This is a genomic window from Streptomyces sp. NPDC127119, from assembly GCF_042677425.1.
Classification (GTDB): Bacteria; Actinomycetota; Actinomycetes; order Streptomycetales; family Streptomycetaceae; genus Streptomyces.
This window is the reverse complement of sequence record NZ_JBHXTO010000161.1, coordinates 1-20921: the sequence shown is the minus strand read 5'-3', so window position 1 is coordinate 20921 and position 20921 is coordinate 1. Positions and strand designations below refer to the sequence as shown.

Here is a 20921-nt window from a genome sequence, read left to right as displayed (position 1 = left end):
GCCCCACCAGGGCGGCGGGCACCAGGGCTCCGCCAGGGGCGCGGGGAACTGCGCGCTCGACCCGCGACGGCCCGCACCCGTCGACGGCAGGGCCCCGCGGGTTCCCCGAACGGCGAACGCCCTCCCGCCGGTTCGGCGGGAGGGCGTTGTCGGGCTGTGCTGCCGTGAGGTCAGCCGAAGCGCAGCGGGGTGAAGGGCAGTACCTGCGCCAGCGGCGCGGTGTCCGTGAGGTAGGCGGCCATCGCCACCGCGGTGACCGGAGCGAGCTGGACGCCCATGCGGAAGTGGCCGGCGGCCAGGTACACGTCGGGCACGGTGCTCGGGCCGATGACCGGGAGTTCGTCGGGTGAGGCGGGGCGGAGCCCGGCGCTCATCTCGGCGAAGCGGAGGGCGCCGACGCCGGGGACGATCTCGGCGGCGCGGGTCAGCAGGTCGTGGGTGCCCTCGGCCGTGACGGTCTCGTCGTAGCCGCGTTCCTCGTAGGTGGAGCCCACCACCAGCTCGCCGTCCGTGCGGGGTATCAGGAGGAGGGAGCGGCCCTTGGACAGGGCGCGGGTGGCCACGCTGACCAGAGGCGGGTCGGAGTGCAGGCGCAGGATCTGGCCCTTGACGGGACGGATCTCCGGAACAGCGTTCTCGGGGAGCCCCCCGATCTGGTGCGTCCAGCAGCCGGCCGCGAGGACGAGCCGGTCGAAGGCGACCTCGTCGCCGTCGTCGAGGACGACGGTGTGGTCCCCGACGCGGACGGCCCGCTTGCGGACGACGGTGCCGCCCAGCGCGTCGATGGCCGTGAGCAGCGCGGCGTTCAGGGTGCGCGGGTCGACGGCGCCCTCGTCGGGCGACAGCAGGCCGCCCGCGGTCGGGGCGAACGCCGGCTGGACCTCGGCGCACTCCTCGGGGGTGAGCCGTTCGGTGCGGACGCCGAGCGACTCCTGGAAGGCCTGCTGGCGGTCGAGGCTGTTCAGGGAGTCTTCGTCGAAGGCCGCGTCCAGCACGCCGTCACGCCGGAACCCGGCGGGGGCGAACTCCTCCAGTTCCGCCACGAAGGTCGGGTAGAGCGCGCGGGAGGCGAGGCACAGGCGGCGGAGGTCCTCCTGGTCGTAGAGCTGCTCGTTGACAGCCGGGAGCATGCCTCCCGAGACGTGGGAGGTCTTGCCGGCCGGTGTGGGGTCGATGACGGTGACGGAGAGGCCTTGGCGCGCGGCTCGCCACGCGGTGGCCAGGCCGATCACGCCGCCGCCGACGACAACGGTGTTCACTGTTTGTTCTCCTGGAGGAGTCGCCGCAGGTGGGAAGCCAGAGCCGCGGGGGTCGGATGGTCGAAGACGAGGGTCGCGGGGAGTTGCAGTTCGGTGGCGGTCGACAGGCGGCGGCTGAGTTCGAGATTGCCGATGGAGTCGAGGCCGAGAGCGCCGAACTCCCGCTCGGCCTCGATGTCGTCGGGGCTGTCGTAGCCGAGGACCGAGGCGGCGACCGCGCGGACGGATTCCAGGACGGCGGCGTCGCGCTCGGACTCGGGCAGATCTGCCAGCAGGGCGCGCAGCCGGTGGGTGTCCGGGCCGGTGGAGGCGGCGGGCGCCAGGTCGGCGAGGACGGGCGGGACGTTGCCGGTGAGGGCCGCCTCGTTCAGTCGTACGGGTGCGAGGACCGCCTCCTCGGCGGCGAGCGCGGCGTCGAAGAGCGCCAGGCCCTGCTCGTGGCCGAGCGGCGCGAAGCCGGAGCGCCGGATGCGCATGAGGTCGGTGGCGGAGAGGCCGGAGCCCATACCGCCCTCGCTCTCCCACAAGCCCCAGGCGAGGGAGAGACCGTGCAGGCCGAGGGTGCGCCGGCGGTGGGCGAGCCCGTCGAGAACGGCGTTGGCGGCGGCGTAGTTGGCCTGTCCCGGGTTGCCGATCAGGCCGGTGACGGACGAGAACATGACGAAGGCGCAGTCGGGGTCCCGGATCAGGTCGTTGAGGTGGAGCGCGGCCTCGGCCTTGGGCCGCAGGACCTTGTCGAGCCGGCGCGGGGTCAGGGCGTCGACCGTGACGTCGGACAGCACACCGGCGGTGTGGATGACGGCGGAGGGCGCCGGCACGTCGGCCAGGGCGCCTTCCAGCGACGTACGGTCGGAGGTGTCGCAGGCGACGATGTCGACGCGGGCGCCGTGCGCGGTGAGTTCGCCGCTCAGGTCGGCGGCTCCGGGTGCGTCCGGGCCGCGGCGGCTGAGCAGGACCAGGTGCCGCACGCCGTGGCGGACGACCAGGTGCCGGGCGAGCAGGCTGCCCAGCGCTCCGGTGCCGCCGGTGATGACCACCGTGCCCGTGAGGTTCGTGCGCCGGGGCGGTGGGAAGCGGACCAGTCGGGGCCGGAACAGGGCGCCGTGGCGGACGGCGAGCTGCGGTTCGTCGCAGGCCGCGGCGGCGACGAGGGCGCGGCCCGAGTCGTCGGGGTCGTCGACGTCGACCAGGACGAAACGGCCGGGGTGTTCGGACTGGGCACTGCGCAGCAGTCCCCACACGGCGGCGCCCGGCAGGTCGGACAGCGCCTCCTGGCTGTGGGCCGCGACGGCTCCGCTGCTGACCAGGAGGAGGCGGGCCCCGGCGAGGCGTGTGTCGGCCGACCACTCCTGTACGAGCATGAGGGCGCGCTGGGCGGCCGAGCGCACCGGCGAATCCTGGTCCGTGCACGACACCACGACCACGTCGGGCGCCGGTGCGCCTTTGCGGAGGGCGGCGTCCAGCGCGGCGAGCGAGGCGTAGGAGTCGAACGAGCGGCGGACGGACTTCAGGGCGCCGGTGACCCCGATGTGATCGGTGCCGAGGAACGCCCAGTGCTGCTGGTCCACGGAGGCCGGCCTCTGCTCCACGGCCTTCCACACCGGGCGGAGCAGGCGGGTGCGCTGTGCCGCGGCGTCGAGCTGGTCGGCGGTGACGCGGCGTCTGACGAGGGTGCCGACCGTGACGACCGGTTCGCCGTCCGCGCCGGTGAGCGCGAGGGAGACGCCGTCCTCGCCGGGCACGGTGTGGACGTTGACGCTGCGGGCACCGGCCTTGTGCAGGCGGATCCCCCGCAGCGCGAACGGCAGGAAGGTGCTGTCGTCGTGGTCGAGGTCCGGCACCAGCGCGGTCTGCAGGGCGGCGTCGAACAGCGCGGGGTGCAGGAGGTAGCCGTCGTCGCGGGCGGTGGCGCCGTCCAGTCCGGCCTCGGCGTAGACCTCCTCACCGTGCGACCACACGGCGCGCAGGTTGCGGAAGGCCGGACCGTACCGCAGGCCTCGGTCGGCGAGACGGCCGTACATGTGCTCGATGTCGATCTGCTGTGCTTCCTCCGGAAGCCCAGGCCGTTGCGTGCTGCTCATCGTCGCGTCCTCCGCGGAGCCGGGCCGGTTCACTTCTCGGGCGGATTGGTGATGGCGGCGCCGATCTCGCCGTGGCTCTCGCCGCCCTGCTCGTCCCAGTAGTGGCACCGGGTCCGCAGCATCACCAGGGCGTCGCGCAGGTCGTTGCCGTCCCAGTCGGCGATGTCGGCGATCTCGATGCGGCCGCGGAAGTGCCGGCCGCTCATGGCGCTGCGGAAGCTGCTCCTGAAGTCGGTGATGAAGATGTCCCCGAGCTGGCGGGTCCAGAACTCCTCGATCGTCCAGCGGGAGAACGGTTCGATCAGCGACTCCTTCACCGCCTTGGCGACCAGGTAGTAGGCCATCTGGTTGAAGCAGATGTTGAACTCGACGGAGTTGAAGTGCCCGGTGTCGTCGATGTAGCAGGACTCGGGGATCAGGAAGGAGCAGTCGGCGCTGAGCCGGGCGCCGTCCTCGGCGGCGTCCTTGAGGACGACCGTGGCCGAGGTGAGGTACTCGCACCGCTTGGCCCGGTAGGGGGTCAAGACGCGGTGCAGCAGTTCCTCGTCCGTGGGGTAGACGCGCTGTTCGGTGGCGTCGAGCAACTGGGTCATGTCGGATCTCCTGATCGTCGTGCGGTGAGGAGCAGCTCGGCCAGGCTCATCTTCTGGATCGCCGCGGTGCGGTCCGGGGCGTCGTCGGCGGGCTCCTGCGCTGTCTCCGGTGCCGGGTCCGGTTCGCCGAGCGCCAGTTCCGCGAGCAGGTGGCGCGTGAGGACGAGCGCGGTCGGGTGGTCGAAGACGAGGGTGGCGGGCAGCCGTTCCCCGACGGCCTCGCCGAGGGCGTTGCGGAACCGCACGGCGGCCAGGGAGTCGAAGCCCATGTCGCGGAACGACCGTTCCGCGTCGACCTCGTCGGCGTCCGCGAAGCCCAGGGTGGCGGCGGCCTGGGTACGGACGATGTCGAGCAGTGTCTGTTCGCGGCGGGCCGGCGACAGGGTGGCCAGTCGGTCGCGCAGGCTCTCGGCGGGCTCGGGGGCGGCGGCGGCCTCGACCACCCGCCGGGCCGGGCCGCGCACCAGGTCCCGCATCAGGTACGGCAGGTCGGAGCGGCGCTGCCCGGTCAGGTCGAGCCGGACGGGGGCCAGGAACGCCCGGTCGAGGCGTCCGGCGGCGTCCAGCAGCGCCAGGCCCTCGTGGGAGGCGATGGGCAGGACACCGTCGCGCTGCATGCCGGCCACGTCGGTCTCGTCCAGGGCTCCGGTCATGCCGCTGGCCTCCTCCCACAGTCCCCAGGCCAGTGACTGCGCGGGCAGGCCCCGTGCGCGCCGCAGGGCGGCGAGGCCGTCGAGGAAGGAGTTGGCGGCGGCGTAGTTGCCCTGGCCGGCGCCGCCGGTCACGCCCGCCGCGGACGAGAAGAGCACGAAGGCCGAGAGTTCCTGACCTGCGGTGAGTTCGTGCAGGTTGAGTGCCGCGTCGACCTTGGGGCGCATCACCGCGGCCGTCTTCTCCGGTGTCAGGGAGGAGATGATCCCGTCGTCGAGGACGCCCGCGGTGTGCACGACTCCCGCGAGGATACGGCCGGCGAGCACGGCGGCCAGGGCGTCCCGGTCGGCGGCGTCGCAGGCGGCCACCTCCACTCGGGCGCCCAGCCCGGTGAGTTCGGCGGCCAGTTCGGCGGCGCCGGGTGCGTCGGGGCCGCGGCGGCTGGTGAGCAGCAGTTCGGTGACGCCGTGGGAGGTGACGAGGTGGCGGGCGACCAGGCTGCCCAGGGTGCCGGTGCCGCCGGTGACGAGCACGGCTCCGGGCCGGTCGCCGAAGACCGTCGAGGGGGTTTCGGCACCGGTCCGGTCGGCGGTGACGCGGGTCAGGCGCGGGCGGTGGAGCGTGCCCGAGCGCATCGCGATCTGTGCCTCGCCGGTGGCCACCAGCGGGCCGGGGTCGACGGAGGCGTGGTCGGTGTCGCCCGGGTCCAGGTCGATCAGCACGACGCGTCCCGGGTTCTCCGTCTGGGCGCTGCGGACCAGGCCCCAGACCGCGGCGCCGGCGAGGTCGGTGACGTCCTCGCCGGCGACCGACACGGCGCCCCGTGTGACGACCGACAGCACGGCGTCGTCGCGGTCCTCCGCGAGCCAGGACTGGAGGATGTCCAGCACCGAGGCGGTCTCCGCGTGCACGGCTTCCGCGGTCGTGCCGCCCACGCAGCGGTGCACGACCGTCGCGGACGCGGTCCCGCCCGGTTCGACGGGGGTCCAGGTGAGTTCGAACAGCGAGTCGTGGGACACGTCCGTGCGGACGAGTCCGCCGGCGGACACCGGACGCAGCACGAGCGACTCGACCCGGGCCACGGGTCGGCCCGTGGTGTCGGTCAGGCGCAGCGCGACCTCGTCCTCGCCCAGGCGGGTCATCCGCAGCCGCAGTGCGGCCGCGCCCGCGGCGTACAGGTCGACCCCCGTCCACAGGAACGGGAGCGTGATGCGCCCGTCGTCGGCGGCGAGCAGCGCGGTGGCGTGCAGGGCCGCGTCGAGCACGGCCGGGTGCAGCCCGTACCGGACGGCCTCGGTGGCGGTCCGCTCGGGCAGCTCGACGTCCGCGAACACCTCGTCGCCGGACCGCCAGGCGCCGCGCAGGCCCTGGAAGGCGGGCCCGTACAGCAGGCCGTCGTCGGAGGCCGGGTCGTAGAAACCCGTGAGGTCGACGGGTTCGGCGCCCGGCGGCGGCCAGGACGTGGCCTCGGGGGCCGGTTCGGGGCCGGCCTCGGCGAGCGTGCCCCGGGCGTGCCGGGTCCAGGCGCCGTCGGCGGGGGCGTCCTCGGACCGTGAGTGGACCGAGACGGTGCGCAGGTCGGCGTCGACGACGACCTGGATCGCCACGCCGCCGCGCTCCGGCAGGACGAGGGGTGCCTCCAGCATCAGTTCGTCCACGCGTCCGCGGCCGACCTCGTCACCGGCGCGTACGGCCAGTTCCACGAAGCCGGAGCCGGGGAACAGGACCGTGCCGCCGACGGCGTGGTCAGCGAGCCACGGCTGGCCGGTGAGCGACAGGCGGCCGGTGAGGAGCACTCCCCCGGCCCCGGCGATGCGTACCGCGGCGCCCAGCAGCGGGTGATCGGCGGCGGCCTGCCCGTTGGCCTGGGGGTCGGCGGTCTCCTCGGACATGTGCAGCCAGTAGGACTTGCGCTGGAACGGGTAGGTGGGCAGGTCCACGCGCCGGGCGCCGGTTCCGGCGAACGGGGTCTCCCAGTCGACGCCCGCGCCCCGCACGTACACCTCGGCCAGTGAGGTGAGGAACTTCTGCGGGGTGCCGGACTTGCGGCGCAGCGTGCCGACGAGGGTGACGGCCGCGCCGGCCGACTCGGCGGTCTCGCCGAGACCGGTCAGCAGGCCGGGGTGGGGGCTCGACTCGACGAAGATCTCGAAGCCGTCGGCCAGCAGGGCCCGGGTCGTCTCCTCGAACCGTACGGGCCGGCGCAGGTTGGTGTACCAGTACTCGGCGTCGAGGCCCGCGGTGTCCAGGGTTCCGGCGGTGACGGTGGAGTAGAACGGGACGGACGAGGTCCGCGGCGTCAGACCGGTCAGTTCGGTGAGCAGCCGCTCGCGGATCTCCTCCACGAACTCCGAGTGGGAGGCGTAGTCCACGGGGATCCGGCGGGCCTGGACGCCGTCGGCGTCCAGGCGGGCCCGCAGTTCGTCGAGGGCCTGCGGGTCGCCGCAGACGACGACGGAGCCGGGGCCGTTGACGACGGCGAGCTGCAGCCGGCCGTCCCAGTCGGCCAGGTGCTCCGTCGCGCGGTCGGACGACAGGGCGACGGACATCATGCCGCCCCGGCCCGCCAGGTCCTGGCGGATGACGCGGCTGCGCAGGGCGACGACGCGTGCGCCGTCCTCCAGCGAGAGGGCGCCCGCGACGCAGGCGGCCGCGATCTCGCCCTGGGAGTGGCCGACGACGGCGGCGGGTTCCACGCCGGCGGCCCGCCATGCCTCGGCCAGTGACACCATCACCGCCCAGAGCACGGGCTGGACGACGTCGACGTCGTCCAGGCCCGGCGCGCCGGGCGCGCCGTTCAGCACGTCGAGCAGGTCCCACTCGACGTACGGCTCCAGGGCCTTGGCGCATTCGCCGACACGGGTGGCGAAGGCCGGGGAGTACGACAGCAGGTCGACGCCCATGCCCTGCCACTGCGAGCCCTGGCCGGGGAAGACGAACACGGGGCGCGGGTCGCCGCGTTGCACGCCCTGGACGACGGAGGCGGACGGCTTCCCGGCCGCGAGGGCGTCGAGTCCGGCGAGCAGCGCGGCCCGGTCGGTGTCCACGACCACGGCCCGGTGTTCCAGGGCGGCGCGGCCGCGGGCGAGCGAGGCGGCGACGTCGAGTTCGTCGAGGTCCTCGTGGTCGCGCAGGTGGGCGGCGATCCGCGCCGCCTGGTCGCGCAGTGCTTCGGCGGACGCCCCCGACACCGTGAGCGGGACGGCCGGGGGCCGTTCGCCGCGCGGTTCCTGCGGGCCGGGAGGCGGTGCCTCCTCGATGACCACGTGGGCGTTGGTGCCGCTGACACCGAACGAGGACACGGCGGCGCGACGCGGCCGGCCGTGTGCCGGCCATTGCCTGGCCTCGTCGAGCAGTTCGACGGCGCCCTCGGTCCAGTCGATGTGCGGGGAGGGCGTGTCGGCGTGCAGGGTGCGGGGCAGCACGCCGTTGCGTATCGCCATCACCATCTTGACGATGCCGGCGACTCCGGCGGCGGCCTGGGTGTGCCCGACGTTGGACTTGATCGACCCGAGCCACAGCGGTTCGCCGCCCGCGCGTTCCTGTCCGTACGTGGCCATCAGGGCCTGGGCCTCGATGGGGTCACCGAGGGTGGTGCCGGTGCCGTGGCCCTCGACCGCGTCGATGTCGGCGAGGGTGAGGCCGGCGGAGGCCACGGCCTGCCGGATGACGCGCTGCTGGGCCGGGCCGTTGGGCGCGGACAGGCCGTTGGACGCGCCGTCCTGGTTGATCGCGGAGCCGCGGACCACCGCGAGCACCGGGTGTCCGGCGCGGCGCGCGTCCGACAGGCGTTCCAGCAGGAGCAGTCCCGCGCCCTCGCCCCAGCCGGTGCCGTCGGCGCCGGCGCCGTACGCCTTGCAGCGGCCGTCGGGGGCCAAGCCGCTCTGCAGGCTCATCCCGACGAACGTCTCGGGGGTGGCCATCACGGTGACGCCGCCCGCCAGGGCCATCGTGCACTCGCCCTGTCGCAGCGCCTGCATGGCCCAGTGCATGGCGACCAGGGAGGAGGAGCACGCGGTGTCGATGGTGACGGCCGGGCCGTGCAGGCCGAGGGTGTAGGCGATGCGGCCGGAGGCGATGCTGCCGAGGCCGCCGCCGGCGGTGAAGCCCGCGAGGTCCTCGGGAACGGAGCCCGAGCGGTTCGACCAGTCGTGGTACATGACCCCGGCGAACACGCCCGTGGAGCTGCCCTTCAGGGAGTGGGGGTCCAGCCCGCCGTTCTCGACGGCCTCCCAGGCGACCTCCAGCAGCAGCCGGTGCTGGGGGTCCATCGCCTGCGCCTCCTTCGGGCTGATACCGAAGAACGCGGGGTCGAACTCGGCGGCGTCGTACAGGAAGCCGCCCTCCCGGGTGTAGGTCGTGCCGTGCTTGCCGGGCTCCGGGTCGTAGATCTGCTCGGTGTTCCAGTCGCGGTCCTCGGGGAAGGCGCTGATCGCGTCGGTGCCGTCGGCCACCAGCTGCCAGAGCTGCTCGGGGGTGGTCACCCCGCCGGGGTAGCGGCAGGCCATCGCCACGATCGCGATGGGTTCGTCCGCGGCCACCCGCACGGCGGTCGGCGACGGGGTGGCGGCGGGGACCGCGCCGGCCACCTTGTCGAGTACGTGCTCGGTCAGGGCGCGCGGGGTGGGGTGGTCGAAGATCAGCGTGGAGGTGAGGCGCAGCCCGGTGGCCGTGCCGAGGGCGTTGCGCAGTTCGACGGCGGCCAGGGAGTCGAAGCCGAGGTCGGTGAAGGCACGGCGGGGGTCGATCGCGCCGCCGCTCTCGTGGCCGAGGACGCCCGCGATCTGCGCCCGGACCAGGTCGGAGACGATCCGTTCGCGTTCGGCGTCCGTCTTCCCGGCCAGCCGGTCGGCGAGCGCCCCGGAGGATCCGGCCGCGCCCGCGGTGGCGGCGTGCCTGCGGACGGGCCCGCGGACCAGGCCGCGCAGCATCGGCGGGATGCCGTCGGGGCGGGCGCGCAGCGCGGGGGCCTCGACGCGCAGGGGCACCAGGGCCGGTACGCCGGTGGTGAGGGCCCGGTCGAGGAGGGCGAGGTTCTCCTCGGCGTCCAGGGCGGGCAGTCCGGAGCGTTCGGCACGGCGGAGGGTGACCTCGTCCAGGTGGGCTCCCATGCCCGCGTCGCCCGCCCACAGGTTCCAGGCCAGGGAGGTCGCCGGCAGGCCGCTCGCGGCCCGGTGCTCGGCCAGTGCGTCGAGGAAGGCGTTGGCGGCGGCGTAGTTGCCCTGTCCGGGTGAGCCGACGGTGCCGGCCGCGGACGAGAACAGGACGAACGCGGCGAGCGGGAGGTCGCGGGTCAGTTCGTGCAGGTGCCAGGCGCCGTCGGCCTTGCCGTGGAAGACGGTGCGGACCTGTTCGGGTGTGAGCGATCCGGCCAGTCCGTCGTCGACGACGCCGGCGCAGTGGACGATCCCCGTCAGCGGATGCCGGCCGGGGACCGTCGCCAGCAGGGCGGCCAGGGCTTCGCGGTCGGCGACGTCGCAGGCGGCGACGGTCGCCTCGGCGCCCAGCGCGGCCAGTTCGGCGGTCAGTTCGGCGGCGCCGGGGCCGTCCGGTCCGCGGCGCCCGGTGAGCAGGAGGTGCCTGACGCCGTGGCGGCGTACGAGGTGACGGGCGACGAGGCCGCCCAGTCCTCCGGTGCCGCCGGTGATGAGTACCGTGCCCTCCGGATCCCAGGCGACGGGCCGCGGGTCGTCCGGCACGGGTGTCCGGGTCAGTCGTGGCACGTACGTCTGCCCGTCGCGCAGGGCCAGTTGCGGCTCTCCGCAGGACATCGCGGTCCGCAGCTGCGGTTCGGGCACGTCGTGGTCCGCGCCGATGAGCACGAACCGGCCGGGATTCTCGGCCTGGGCGGACCGCACCAACGCCTGGACGGGGGCGAGCGTCAGGTCGCCGGGGGCGTCGCGCGTGACGATCGCCAGCCGGGTGTCGTCGCGCAGCGCGTCCTGGACGAGCCCCAGGGCGTGCAGTGTCGCTTCCTGCGCCGCCTCGGCGGGGGAACCGGCGAAGGTGTCGGGGACGAATGCCAGGTGGAACTCCGCGGCGGCCGTGTCCGGTTCGGCCGGGGTCCTGATGCCGGTCCATTCGACGTTCAGCAGCGAGCCGTCCCGCGCCCCGGCCGGCCGTACGCCGTCCAGCGGTACGGGTCGCTGGACGAGCGACCTGACGGTGGCGACGGGTGCGCCAGTGCTGTCGGCGAGTTCCACGGACATCTCGTCCGGAGCCGTCAGGATCGCGTGGACGCGCAGGTCCGTGGCGCCGGCGGCGTGCAGTTCGACGCCCCGCCAGGCGAACGGCAGGTGCACCTGGCCGTCGTCCTGCGGTCCCTCGACAGCGTGCAGGGTGGCGTCCAGCAGGGCGGGGTGCAGCCCGAACCGGTCGGCGCCCGCGTCGTCGAGGGAGACCTCGGCGAAGAACTCCTCGCCGCGCCGCCAGGCTGCCCGCACGCGCCGGAACGCCGGCCCGTAGCCGTATCCCTGGGCGGCCTGGCGGTCGTAGAGACCGTCGACGTCGATCGGTTCGGCGTCGGCCGGCGGCCACTGCGTGAACACCGCCGGGTCGCCCTGCGCACCCTCGCCGTGCTCGGCGAGCACTCCGCTGGCGTGGCGCGTCCAGGTGTCGTCGCTGCGCGCGGGACGCGAGTGGATCTCGACGCTGCGACGGCCCGTCGCGTCGGCGGCGCCGACGACGGCCTGGATCTCCGCCCCGGCGTCCGAGGTCAGTGACAGCGGCGCCTCAAGGGTCAGTTCCTCGACGACGCCGCTGCCCGCCTCGTCGCCGGCCCGGACGGCCAGTTCGACGAGCGCCGTACCGGGTACGAGGACGACGCCGGCGATGACGTGGTCGGCGAGCCACGGCTGCGACCGGGTGGACAGCCGGCCCGTGAGGACCAGCGAGTCGGTGCCCGCCAGAGCGACGGCGGTGTCCAGCAGTGGATGTCCGATGGTGCCCGGGCCGCTCCCGGCGTCCAGCCAGTAGCGCTTGCGCTGGAACGCGTAGGTGGGCAGGGCGATCCGCCGGGCGCCCCGGCCGGCGAAGAAGCGGTGCCAGTCGACGGTGGCGCCGCCCGCGTGCGCCAGGCCCAGCGCGGTGACGGTCTGGCGCTCCTCGTCGTGTCCTTCGCGCAGCAGCGCGGCGAACGCGGCGGGCGTGCCGTCGTCGGTGAGGCAGTCGCGTCCCATCGCCGACAGGACGGCGTCGGGGCCCAGTTCCAGGTACGTGGTGGCGCCGTGGGACTCCAGCCAGCGCATGCCGTCGGCGAACCGGACCGGTTCCCGTACGTGCCGCACCCAGTAGTCCGCGTCGAACGCGTCGACCGGCTCCCCGGTCAGGTTGGACACGACGGGGATGCGCGGCGTCGCGTAGGCCAGGGTTTCGGCGACTCGGCGGAAGCCGTCGAGCATGGGGTCCATCAGCGGCGAGTGGAACGCGTGCGAGACGCGCAGCCGCCGGGTCTTGCGTCCCTGCTCCGCGAAGCGCGCCGCGACGGCCAGGACCGCGTCCTCCTCGCCGGAGAGCACGAGGGCGGACGGACCGTTGACGGCGGCGAGGGCCACCCCGCCGGTCAGGTACGGGGCGACCTCCGCCTCGTCCGCCTGGACGGCGATCATCGCGCCGCCGCCGGGCAGTTCGTCCATCAGGGTGCCGCGCGCGCCGACCAGCAGCGCCGCGTCGGCGAGGGTCATGACGCCGGCGACGTGTGCGGCGGCGATCTCGCCGATGGAGTGTCCGGCGAGCAGGCCGGGCGTGACGCCCCAGGACTCCAGCAGCCGGAACAGGGCCACCTCGACGGCGAAGAGCGCGGCCTGTGCGTACCGGGTCCGGTTCAGCAGGGCGGCCTGCCGCGAGCCGGGCTCGGCGAAGAGCACGTCGCCCAGGGGCTCTTCGAGGTACAGGTCGAGGTGGTCGGCGGTCTCCTGCAGCGCCTGCGCGAACGCCGGGAAGGCGCGCACCAGTTCACGGCCCATGCCGGGGCGCTGGCTGCCCTGGCCGGTGAACAGGAACGCGGTCCGGCCGGTGACGGCCGTCGTACCGGTGACCAGTCCGGGCGCGGTGGTGCCCTCGGCGAGGGCGGTCAGGGCGCGGCGCAGTTCGTCGCGGTCGGCGGCGACGACCGTGGCGCGCTCGCGCAGGGCGGCGCGGGTGGTGGCGGCCGAGTACGCGAGGTCCGGCACGGACGTCTGGCCGACGCTCTCGAGGAGCCGTGCTGCCTGGCCGCGCAGCGCGTTCTCGCTCTGGGCCGACAGGACGACCGGCACGGGGCGGTCGTCCGCGGGCGGTACCGCGAAGGCGGCGTTCGCGCCGTCGACGGCGGGTGGTTCCTCGATGATGACGTGGGCGTTGGTGCCGCTCGCGCCGAACGAGGATACACCGGCGCGGCGCGGCAGGTCCGCGGCCGGCCAGGGTACGGGCTCGGTGAGCAGCCGGACGGTGCCCTGCGACCAGTCGACGTGGGTGGTCGGCTCGTCGACGTGCAGGGTGCGCGGCAGTGTGCCGTGGTGCATCGCCTGGACCATCTTGATGATGCCCGCGGCGCCGGCCGCGGCTCCGGTGTGCCCGATGTTGGACTTCACCGAGCCCAGCCACAGGGGATTCTCCGACGTGCGTCCGCGGCCGTAGGCGGCGACCAGGGCCTGGCCCTCGATGGGGTCGCCGAGCGTGGTGCCGGTGCCGTGGGCCTCGACCGCGCCGACTTCTTCGGGGGTGAGGCCCGCGTCGGCGAGCGCGTTGCGGATGACCCGCTGCTGGGCCAGTCCGTTGGGTGCGGTGAGGCTGGCGCTGGCGCCGTCCTGGTTGATGGCGGTGCCGCGGACCACGGCCAGCACCCGGTGTCCGTCGCGCAGCGCGTCCGACAGCCGGGCCAGGACGAACACGCCCGCGCCTTCGGCGAAGCAGGTGCCGTCCGCCGCCGCGGCGAACGCCTTGATCCGTCCGTCCGGTGCCAGGCCGCGCTGGCGGCTGAACGTGGTGAACGTGCCGGGGCTGGAGATCACGGTGACGCCGCCGGCCAGCGCCAGCCCGCACTCGCCGTTCTGCAGCGACCGCACCGCGAGGTGCAGGGCGGTGAGCGAGCCGGAGCAGGCGGTGTCGACGGTGAGTGTGGGCCCTTCGAAGCCGAGCGTGTAGGCGACGCGGCCGGACACGACGCTGGGCAGGTTGCCGCCCATGACGTAGCCGTCGAGGCCGTCGGCGGCCTCGTGCGTGCGGGGCCCGTACTCGTGCGGCTCCACGCCGATGAAGACGCCCGACGCGGTGCCGCGCAGGCGGCCGGGGTCGATGCCCGCGCGTTCGAGGGCCTCCCAGGAGGTCTCCAGCAGCAGCCGCTGCTGGGGATCCATGGCGAGCGCCTCTTTGGGGTGGATGTTGAAGAAGTCCGCGTCGAAGTCGGCGGCGTCCGGCAGGAATCCGCCGCGTCGTACGTAGCTGGTGCCGGCCACGGACGCGTCGGGGTCGTAGAGGCGGTCGAGGTCCCAGCCCCGGTCGTCGGGGAAGTCGGTGAGCACATGGGTGCCGTCGGTGAGGATCCGCCACAGGTCCTCGGGCGAGTTCACCCCGCCCGGGTAGCGGCAGCCGATACCGACGATGGCGATCGGCTCGTCGGACACCGCGGCCGTGGCGGGCGCCGTCGGGTCGACGGTGCCCTGCGGCTCGACGGTGCCGTCGAGCACGTTGGCCAGGTGGTCGGCCAGGGCCGCCGGCGTCGGGTGGTCGAAGCAGACGGTGACGGGCAGTTCCACGCCCAGTTCGGCGGTGAGCCGCCGGTGCAGCTGGACCAGGCTCAGGGAGTCCAGGCCGCCGGTCAGGAACGGGTGGTCGGCCGCGATGCCGGTGGGTCCGTCCCCGTGGGCACCGGGGTCGACGGCCCGCAGCACGGCGTCGGCCTGAGCCAGCACCAGCTCCAGCATCGCGGCTCTTGACTGCTCGATCATGTGCATACTCCGCAACGAAGAAGAGGCGTGGAGGCCGAGGGTGTGGAGGCCGAAGGTGTGGTCAGGACGCCGCGAGCGCGGTCAGGGCCGCGCGATCGACCTTGCCGTTGACCGTCAGCGGGAACTCGTCCACCACATGGAGCAGGTGCGGGACCATGTAGCCGGGCAGGGCCGAGCGGCAGAAGGCGATGACCTCCTTGACCGCCGGCGTGGGGCCGTCGGGATCGCTGGTGACGAACGCGTGCAGCACCGGGTCGTCGTCCACGCGCGGCAGGATCATCGCGACCGCGCCGGTTATCCCCTCGAACCCACCGATGCGGCGCTCGACCTCGCCCAGTTCGACGCGGTTGCCGCGGATCTGTACCTGGGAGTCGGCGCGGCCGTGGAAGTACAGCTCACCGTCGGCCCCCATGGAGGCCAGGTCGCCGGTCTTGAAGACGAGTTGTCCCGACTCGGGGTGGAGCGGGTCGGGAACGAGAACGGCCCGGGTCGCCTCGGCGTCGTTCCAGTAGCCGGAGAAGAGCGACGGGGTGCGCAGGTGGATCTCGCCGAGCACTCCGGGCCGGTCCACGAGTGAGCCGTCGGGCCCGATGAGTGTCATCTCCGTGCCCGCGACCCCGTAGCCGATCGACAGGCGCTCGGTTTCGGGCGGCAGCGGGTTCGGCACGTCGGTGATGGACGAGGCCATCGTCTCGGTGGCTCCGTAGCCGTTGGTGAAGTGGACCTTGGGCAGCAGGTCCTGCAGCTGTCGCAGCTCGTCCAGCGGGAAGGCCTCCCCCGAGAACAGGATGCGGCGCAGGGTGCCCTCCTCGCCGAGTTCGGCCAGCAGTTCGGACTCGTGCCGCAGTACCGACCGCCAGGCCGAGGGGACGCCGTCGACCTGTGTCACCCCTGTCATGCGCAGGTACGACAGGAAGCGGCGGGGCCAGTTGAGCCGGTCGCGCGGCACGGGCACCAGCGCGGCTCCGTGGCTGAGGGAGAACCCGATGTCGAACAGCGCGAAGTCGAACTGCAGCGGAGAGGTGCCCGCCACCCGGTCCTCGGCCGTGATCAGCTCCGCGGCCTGCGCGCCGCGCAGGAACGAGACGACCCCCCGGTGGCTCATGACGACACCCTTGGGCCGGCCCGTCGTTCCCGAGGTGAAGGTGATGTACGCGGTGTCGAGCGGCGTCACCGCGCGGCGGCGGCGGACCCGTGGTGTCGGCGGTCGCTCGACCGTGAGGCCGCCGGGGCCGAACCGGGCGGTACCGACCGACTCGGGGATTCCGGTGCGCCGTCCGCTCTCGGCCTGGAGGTAGAGCGCGGGCGCGGCGCTGTCGATGACGCTCAGGAGACGCTCGTCCGGCACCTCGGGGCTGGCCGGGACGAACGGCAGACCCAGAGTGGCACAGGCCAGGAGGGCCGCGACGGCGTCGGCGTCGGTGTCGGACTCCAGGACGACGCGGTCGCCGACGTCGAGGCCGAGGGCGTCGAGAGCGTCGACCAGGCGGTCGGTGCGCCGTTCCAACTCCCGGTAGGTGACCGTCTCCAGCTCACCGTCCGCGGTCGTCCGGACGACGGCCGGCCGGTCGGGTGCCGTGCGGGCGGCAGCCAGCAGATATGTCCGCAGGTTGTCCACCGATGCGTGCGCCCGGGCAGGACGCGCTCCATTCGGGCTCATGCGCCACCCTTCCGATTTCCGGCGTACTCAGCCAATGCAAGGCCGTTTCTAACAGGGTCCTTTTACGCGGCACAAGAACCCCTGGCCGATCAACGGCGTCCTAGGGGGCTTTAGGGGTTATGCCGGTACCAGGGGCCCACAAGACTTACCGGAAACAGTAAGATCGAACCGTTTGACTTCAGGAACCCACGCGGCGTGCGTGACGAAAGGGATAACGAGAATATGTCGGCGATCGTCTTTCCCGGAATCGGCCCGACACGGTTCGCCGATTCGGCGCGGTTCCTGGTGGCCCATCCGGTGGCCCGGCGGTTCGTCGCCGAGGCCGACCGGGTGCTGGGCCACTCCCTGGTCGACCGGTACCGCCAGGCCGAGGCCCGGGGCGACCAGGGGGCGTTCCCGGAACCGGCCCGCCTCGCCTTCCTCGTCTCGTGTCTGGCACTGGCCCAGAGCGCGGTCGCCGAGCACGGGGTGGAGCCGGTCGCGTGCACCGGCGCCAGCTTCGGCGGGACGGCGGCGGCGGTGCAGTCCGGAGCGCTGCCGTTCTCCGAGGCCGTGACGATGACCGCCGAGTGGGGCCGTCGGGTGGAGGCGTACTTCACCCGTGAGCACCGCGACGTCGTCACCCAGTCGTTCGCCCGCGTCCCCGCCGACCGGCTCGCCGAGATCCGCGCCGAACTGGACGCGCGCGGCGAGTGGAACGAGGTGGCCTGCCACGTCGACCACGACTTCCACCTGCTGTCGGTGCGCGAGGAGTCGTTGGAGTGGCTGCAGAAACGGCTGCGGGCGGCCGGCGGCCTGCCGCTGTACGTCATGCGGCCTCCCATGCACTCGGCGCTGTTCGGCGCCCTGCGCCAGGAGATCGCGGACGAGGTCGTCGCGGACGTGGAGTTCTCCGATCCCGAGACGGTCGTCGTGTCCGATCACGACGGATCGCTGGTGCGCACGGCCGCGGGGGTGCGCGACCTGCTGCTGGACGCGACGACGCGTACGGTGCGGTGGCCCGCCGTCGTCGACACCCTCAAGGGGCTCGGTGTGGAGCGGGTGCACGTCGCCGGGCAGGACGCCCTGTGGAGCCGCGTGGACGTCATGACCGAGGCGTTCGAGGTGGTGGCGCTGCGGCCGGACACGGCTATGCGACCGCGCCGGCGCAGCACGATCGCATAGCGGCGGACGGCGTGCGGGTCAGCGCATGGCCGCCAGGGTCTTCCAGAGGGTCTCGGGCGTCGCGAAGTTGTCGATGTGCAGCGCGTCGTCGACGAAACGGACGTCGTATTCGGACTCCAGCGAGGAAAGCATGGAAACCATCGCCATGGAATCCAGGCCATGGTCACGCAGGCTCAGGTCTGCAGTGATTTCGTCCCCCGATTCGATGAGCGGGAGGTTTTTGCGGAGAATCCGCTCGAAAGACTCGTCCCACATGCGTTCTCCCATTTTTCCGGCGTTCACCAAGTAGACGGCTTCGCCGACAACCTAAACGTAATACCTCGCGGATCGGCACCCCTACCCACCCCTTTGTCTACTCGGAGGAAGGAAAATGATCGATACCCCCGCCCCCGGCCACGGACTGCACGAACGGTTCCTGCGCGGCCTCGAACTGTCACCCACCCGGACCGCGGTCCGGGTGGACGGCGACGACCTGTCGTACGAGGCCGTGCACGAGCTGGCCCTGCGCCGGGCGGGCGCGCTGACGGCCATGGCCCTGCAGGGACCGCACAACGTCGCCGTGCTGGCGGACAAGAGCGCGACAGCGTATGTCGGGATCATGGCGGCGCTGTACGCGGGCGCCACCGTGGTGCCGCTCAATCCGCGGTTCCCGGCCGAGCGCACCCGCCGCATGCTCACCGCGGCCGGCGTCTCGACGGTCGTCGCCGACCCGGTGGGCCGGGCCGCGCTCGCGGACACCGGACTGGACCTGCCCGTCCTGGACGAGTCCGCGTCCGCGACCCCGCTCGACGCGCCGGTGACCGTGCGGCCGTCCGATGTCGCCTACGTCCTGTTCACCTCGGGTTCGACGGGTCGCCCCAAGGGTGTGCCGATCACGCACGCGGCCAACGACCACTACTTCACGCTGCTCGACGAGCGCTACGACTTCGGCCCCGACGACGTGTTCTGTCAGAACGTCGGCCTCAACTTCGACTGCGCGATGTTCGAGATGTTCTGTGCCTGGGGCCGCGGCGCCGCGGTGCACGCCGTGCCGCCGGCCGCCCACCGGGACCTGCCGGCGTTCTTCGCCGAGCGCCGGATGACCGTCTGGTTCTCCACCCCGAGCGGCATCTCGTTCATCAGGAAGATGGGCGGTCTGACCCCGGGGTCGATGCCCACGCTGCGGTGGAGTTTCTTCGCGGGCGAGGCGCTGCTGTGCGAGGACGCCGCCGCCTGGCAGGCCGCCGCACCCCGATCGAAGATCGAGAACCTGTACGGGCCGACCGAGCTGACCGTCACCATCACCGGGCACCGGTGGTCACCGGACGCCTCGCCCGACCGGGCGGTGAACGGTGTCGTCCCGATCGGACAGGTGCACCCCGGCCACGACCACCTGCTGCTCGACGAGGGCACCGAGGCGGCGAAGGAAGGTGAACTGTGCATCACCGGGCCGCAGATGACGCCCGGTTACCTGGACGCGGAGGACGACCGGGGCCGGTTCCTGGAGCGGGACGGCCGCCGCTGGTACCGGACGGGCGACCGCGTGCGGCGCCTGGACGACGGCGAGCTGGTCTACCTCGGACGCATGGACGCCCAGGTGCAGATCGCGGGATTCCGCGTCGAGCTCGCCGAGATCGACCACGTCGTCCGCAGCTGCGAGGGGGTCGAGAACGCGGCCACCGTGACCCGGCCGGCATCGGAGGGCGGGCTGGAACTCGTCCTCTACTACACCGGCGAGCGCGTCCCGCCGGCGACGCTGCGCCGCACGCTGTCCGCGCAGCTGCCCGAGGCCATGGTGCCCAAGGTGTTCCGGCACGTGCCCGAATTCCCGCTGAACTCCAACCGCAAGGTGGACCGTGCGCAGCTCGCCCGCGAGGCGGCCGCAGCGTCGGACGGCCGTCCCTGATACGAGACCCCGCGGGGCCCCGGTGTCGGCAGGGACGCGCGTCAGCTCCCGGGCCGACTCGTCATGACTGATAAAGATCTGGAGTCGAGCCCGTGAGTCACGACCGAGCGAGCGCCAGGGAATGGGTCGGCCTGGCCGTCCTCGTGGTCCCTGTCCTCTTGATGTCGATGGACATGACCGTGCTGTACTTCGCGCTGCCCTTCCTCAGCGCGTCGCTGGAACCCAGCGCCACCCAGCAGCTGTGGATCGTGGACATCTACGCGTTCATGCTGGCGGGGCTGCTCCTCACCATGGGCACCGTCGGCGACCGCATCGGGCGCCGGCTGCTGCTGATGCTGGGCGCGTTGGTGTTCGGTGTCTCGTCCCTCGCCGCGGCCTACGCGGGCAGCGCCGAGCTGCTCATCGTCGCGCGCGCCGTCCTCGGGATCTCCGGAGCCGTGCTCGCGCCGTCCACCCTCGCGCTGATCCGCAACATGTTCCACGATCCCGGCCAGCGCCGTACCGCCATCGCTCTGTGGACGGCCGGGCTGTCCGGCGGCGCCGCACTGGGCCCGATCGTGTCGGGGCTCATGCTGGAGCACTTCTGGTGGGGTTCCGTGTTCCTCATCAACATCCCGGTCACGGTGCTGATCCTGGTGCTGGGCCCGCTGCTGCTGCCCGAGTACCGGGCGCCGAAGCCCGGCCGCTTCGATCTCCTCGGTGCCGTGCTGTCCCTGGCCGCCGTGCTCCCCGTCGTCTACGGCATCAAGGAAGTCGCCGCCGACGGCCTCACCCTGCAGAACGGGGCCTGCATGGCGGTCGGGCTCGGCCTGGGCGTGCTGTTCGTGCTGCGGCAGCGGTCGACCGAGAGCCCGCTGATCGACCTGGACATGTTCCGCGACCGCGGGTTCAGCACGTCCGTCGGCGTGAACCTGGTGGCCATGTTCGCGCTGGTCGGCTTCCTGCTGTTCGCCACCCAGTGGGTGCAGCTGGTGTACGGGCTGAGTCCGCTGGAGGCCGGTCTGTGGACGATGCCCGCGCCGCTCGCGGTGGTGGTGACCACCTCGGTGGCCGCGGTGCTGGCCAGGACGATCCGTCCCGGCTACATCATCGCCGTCGGGCTGGTCGTCGCGGCGGTGGGATTCGCCGTCATGACGCAGCTGCGCACCGATTCGCCCCTGGCGCTCGCGGTGATCGGCTCGTCGGTGGTGTCGGCCGGGGTGGGTCTGGCGATGCCCATGACCGCGGACCTCATCGTTTCCGCGGCTCCGCCGGAACGCGTGGGCTCGGCGGCCGCGCTGCCGGAGACCAGCAACCAGCTCGGCGGGGCGCTGGGCGTCGCGATCCTGGGCAGTATCGGCGCCGCCGTCTACACCCGTGAGGTCACCGACGCGACGTCCGCTCTGCCGCCCGAGGCCGCCGAGGCCGCCGAGGGTTCGCTCGGCGGCGCCACGGAGGTGGCCCAGCACCTGTCCACGGGGGCGGGCCGGTCCCTCATGGACTCGGCCGGCGAGGCGTTCACCGACGGCATGAACATCGCCGCCGTGGCAGGTGGCGTCGTGATGCTGGCAGGTGCCGTCGGGGCCGCGCTGCTCATGCGCCGCGTCAAGGCTCCCGGCGCGGAGACCGGCAGCGACCGGTCGAGGACCGAGCCCGTTCCCACGTCCGACTGACGGCAGAACCCCTGCACGGCGGAGTCCCCCCGCGCCCATCGCGCCCGGGC

At 73.2% G+C, this 20921-nt stretch carries 9 protein-coding genes; 3 read left to right on the top strand and 6 right to left on the bottom strand.

Annotation, left to right across the window (positions count from 1 at the left end; translation table 11 throughout):
• Positions 1-170 precede the first annotated feature (170 nt).
• From thiO to ACFVH5_RS38425, 5 genes are all read right to left on the bottom strand, one after another.
• On the bottom strand, positions 171-1259 hold the full coding sequence (gene thiO / locus ACFVH5_RS38445; RefSeq protein WP_385838338.1) for a glycine oxidase ThiO: 1089 nt from the start codon (positions 1257-1259) through the stop codon (positions 171-173).
• A complete protein-coding gene (locus tag ACFVH5_RS38440; RefSeq protein WP_385838337.1) occupies positions 1256-3340 on the bottom strand; it encodes a type I polyketide synthase in 2085 nt (694 codons plus the stop codon). The genes thiO and ACFVH5_RS38440 overlap by 4 nt, the downstream gene beginning before the upstream one ends.
• A gap of 29 nt (positions 3341-3369) precedes the next feature.
• The gene (locus tag ACFVH5_RS38435; RefSeq protein ID WP_385838336.1) at positions 3370-3933 is read right to left on the bottom strand and encodes an FcoT family thioesterase; all 564 of its coding nucleotides are present in this window, start codon (positions 3931-3933) and stop codon (positions 3370-3372) included.
• Positions 3930-14510: an SDR family NAD(P)-dependent oxidoreductase gene (locus tag ACFVH5_RS38430; protein WP_385838335.1), complete on the bottom strand. Its 10581-nt coding sequence runs from the start codon at positions 14508-14510 to the stop codon at positions 3930-3932. Before ACFVH5_RS38430 ends, ACFVH5_RS38435 begins: the two co-directional genes overlap by 4 nt.
• A 61-nt stretch (positions 14511-14571) precedes the next feature.
• Complete coding sequence (locus tag ACFVH5_RS38425; protein ID WP_385838334.1) at positions 14572-16170, bottom strand: AMP-binding protein; 1599 nt, start codon at positions 16168-16170, stop codon at positions 14572-14574.
• 222 nt (positions 16171-16392) lie between these two features.
• Between ACFVH5_RS38425 and ACFVH5_RS38420 the strand changes: the two genes are divergently transcribed.
• Positions 16393-17334 carry an ACP S-malonyltransferase gene (locus ACFVH5_RS38420; protein WP_385838332.1) on the top strand — a complete coding sequence of 314 codons (942 nt, stop codon included), beginning with the start codon at positions 16393-16395 and terminating at the stop codon, positions 17332-17334.
• Positions 17335-17352: 18 nt separating this feature from the next.
• Here ACFVH5_RS38420 and ACFVH5_RS38415 read toward each other — a convergent pair whose 3' ends face one another.
• A complete protein-coding gene (locus ACFVH5_RS38415) occupies positions 17353-17589 on the bottom strand; it encodes an acyl carrier protein (RefSeq protein WP_384814185.1) in 237 nt (78 codons plus the stop codon).
• Positions 17590-17704: 115 nt separating this feature from the next.
• On the opposite strand from ACFVH5_RS38415, the gene ACFVH5_RS38410 reads away from it, so the two are divergent.
• Positions 17705-19219: an AMP-binding protein gene (locus ACFVH5_RS38410; protein ID WP_385838331.1), complete on the top strand. Its 1515-nt coding sequence runs from the start codon at positions 17705-17707 to the stop codon at positions 19217-19219.
• A 92-nt stretch (positions 19220-19311) separates the two neighbouring features.
• Positions 19312-20871, top strand: coding sequence for an MFS transporter (locus tag ACFVH5_RS38405; RefSeq protein WP_385838330.1), 1560 nt, complete (start codon positions 19312-19314; stop codon positions 20869-20871).
• Positions 20872-20921 lie beyond the last annotated feature (50 nt).

Bases quoted from the DNA above. Each gene is read 5' to 3' on its own strand.
- ACFVH5_RS38440 (WP_385838337.1), bottom strand. From the start codon at position 3,340: ATGAGCAGCACGCAACGGCCTGGGCTTCCGGAGGAAGCACAGCAGATC.
- ACFVH5_RS38435 (WP_385838336.1), bottom strand. From the start codon at position 3,933: ATGACCCAGTTGCTCGACGCCACCGAACAGCGCGTCTACCCCACGGAC.
- ACFVH5_RS38430 (WP_385838335.1), bottom strand. From the start codon at position 14,510: ATGATCGAGCAGTCAAGAGCCGCGATGCTGGAGCTGGTGCTGGCTCAG.
- ACFVH5_RS38425 (WP_385838334.1), bottom strand. From the start codon at position 16,170: ATGAGCCCGAATGGAGCGCGTCCTGCCCGGGCGCACGCATCGGTGGAC.
- ACFVH5_RS38420 (WP_385838332.1), top strand. From the start codon at position 16,393: ATGTCGGCGATCGTCTTTCCCGGAATCGGCCCGACACGGTTCGCCGAT.
- ACFVH5_RS38415 (WP_384814185.1), bottom strand. From the start codon at position 17,589: ATGTGGGACGAGTCTTTCGAGCGGATTCTCCGCAAAAACCTCCCGCTC.
- ACFVH5_RS38410 (WP_385838331.1), top strand. From the start codon at position 17,705: ATGATCGATACCCCCGCCCCCGGCCACGGACTGCACGAACGGTTCCTG.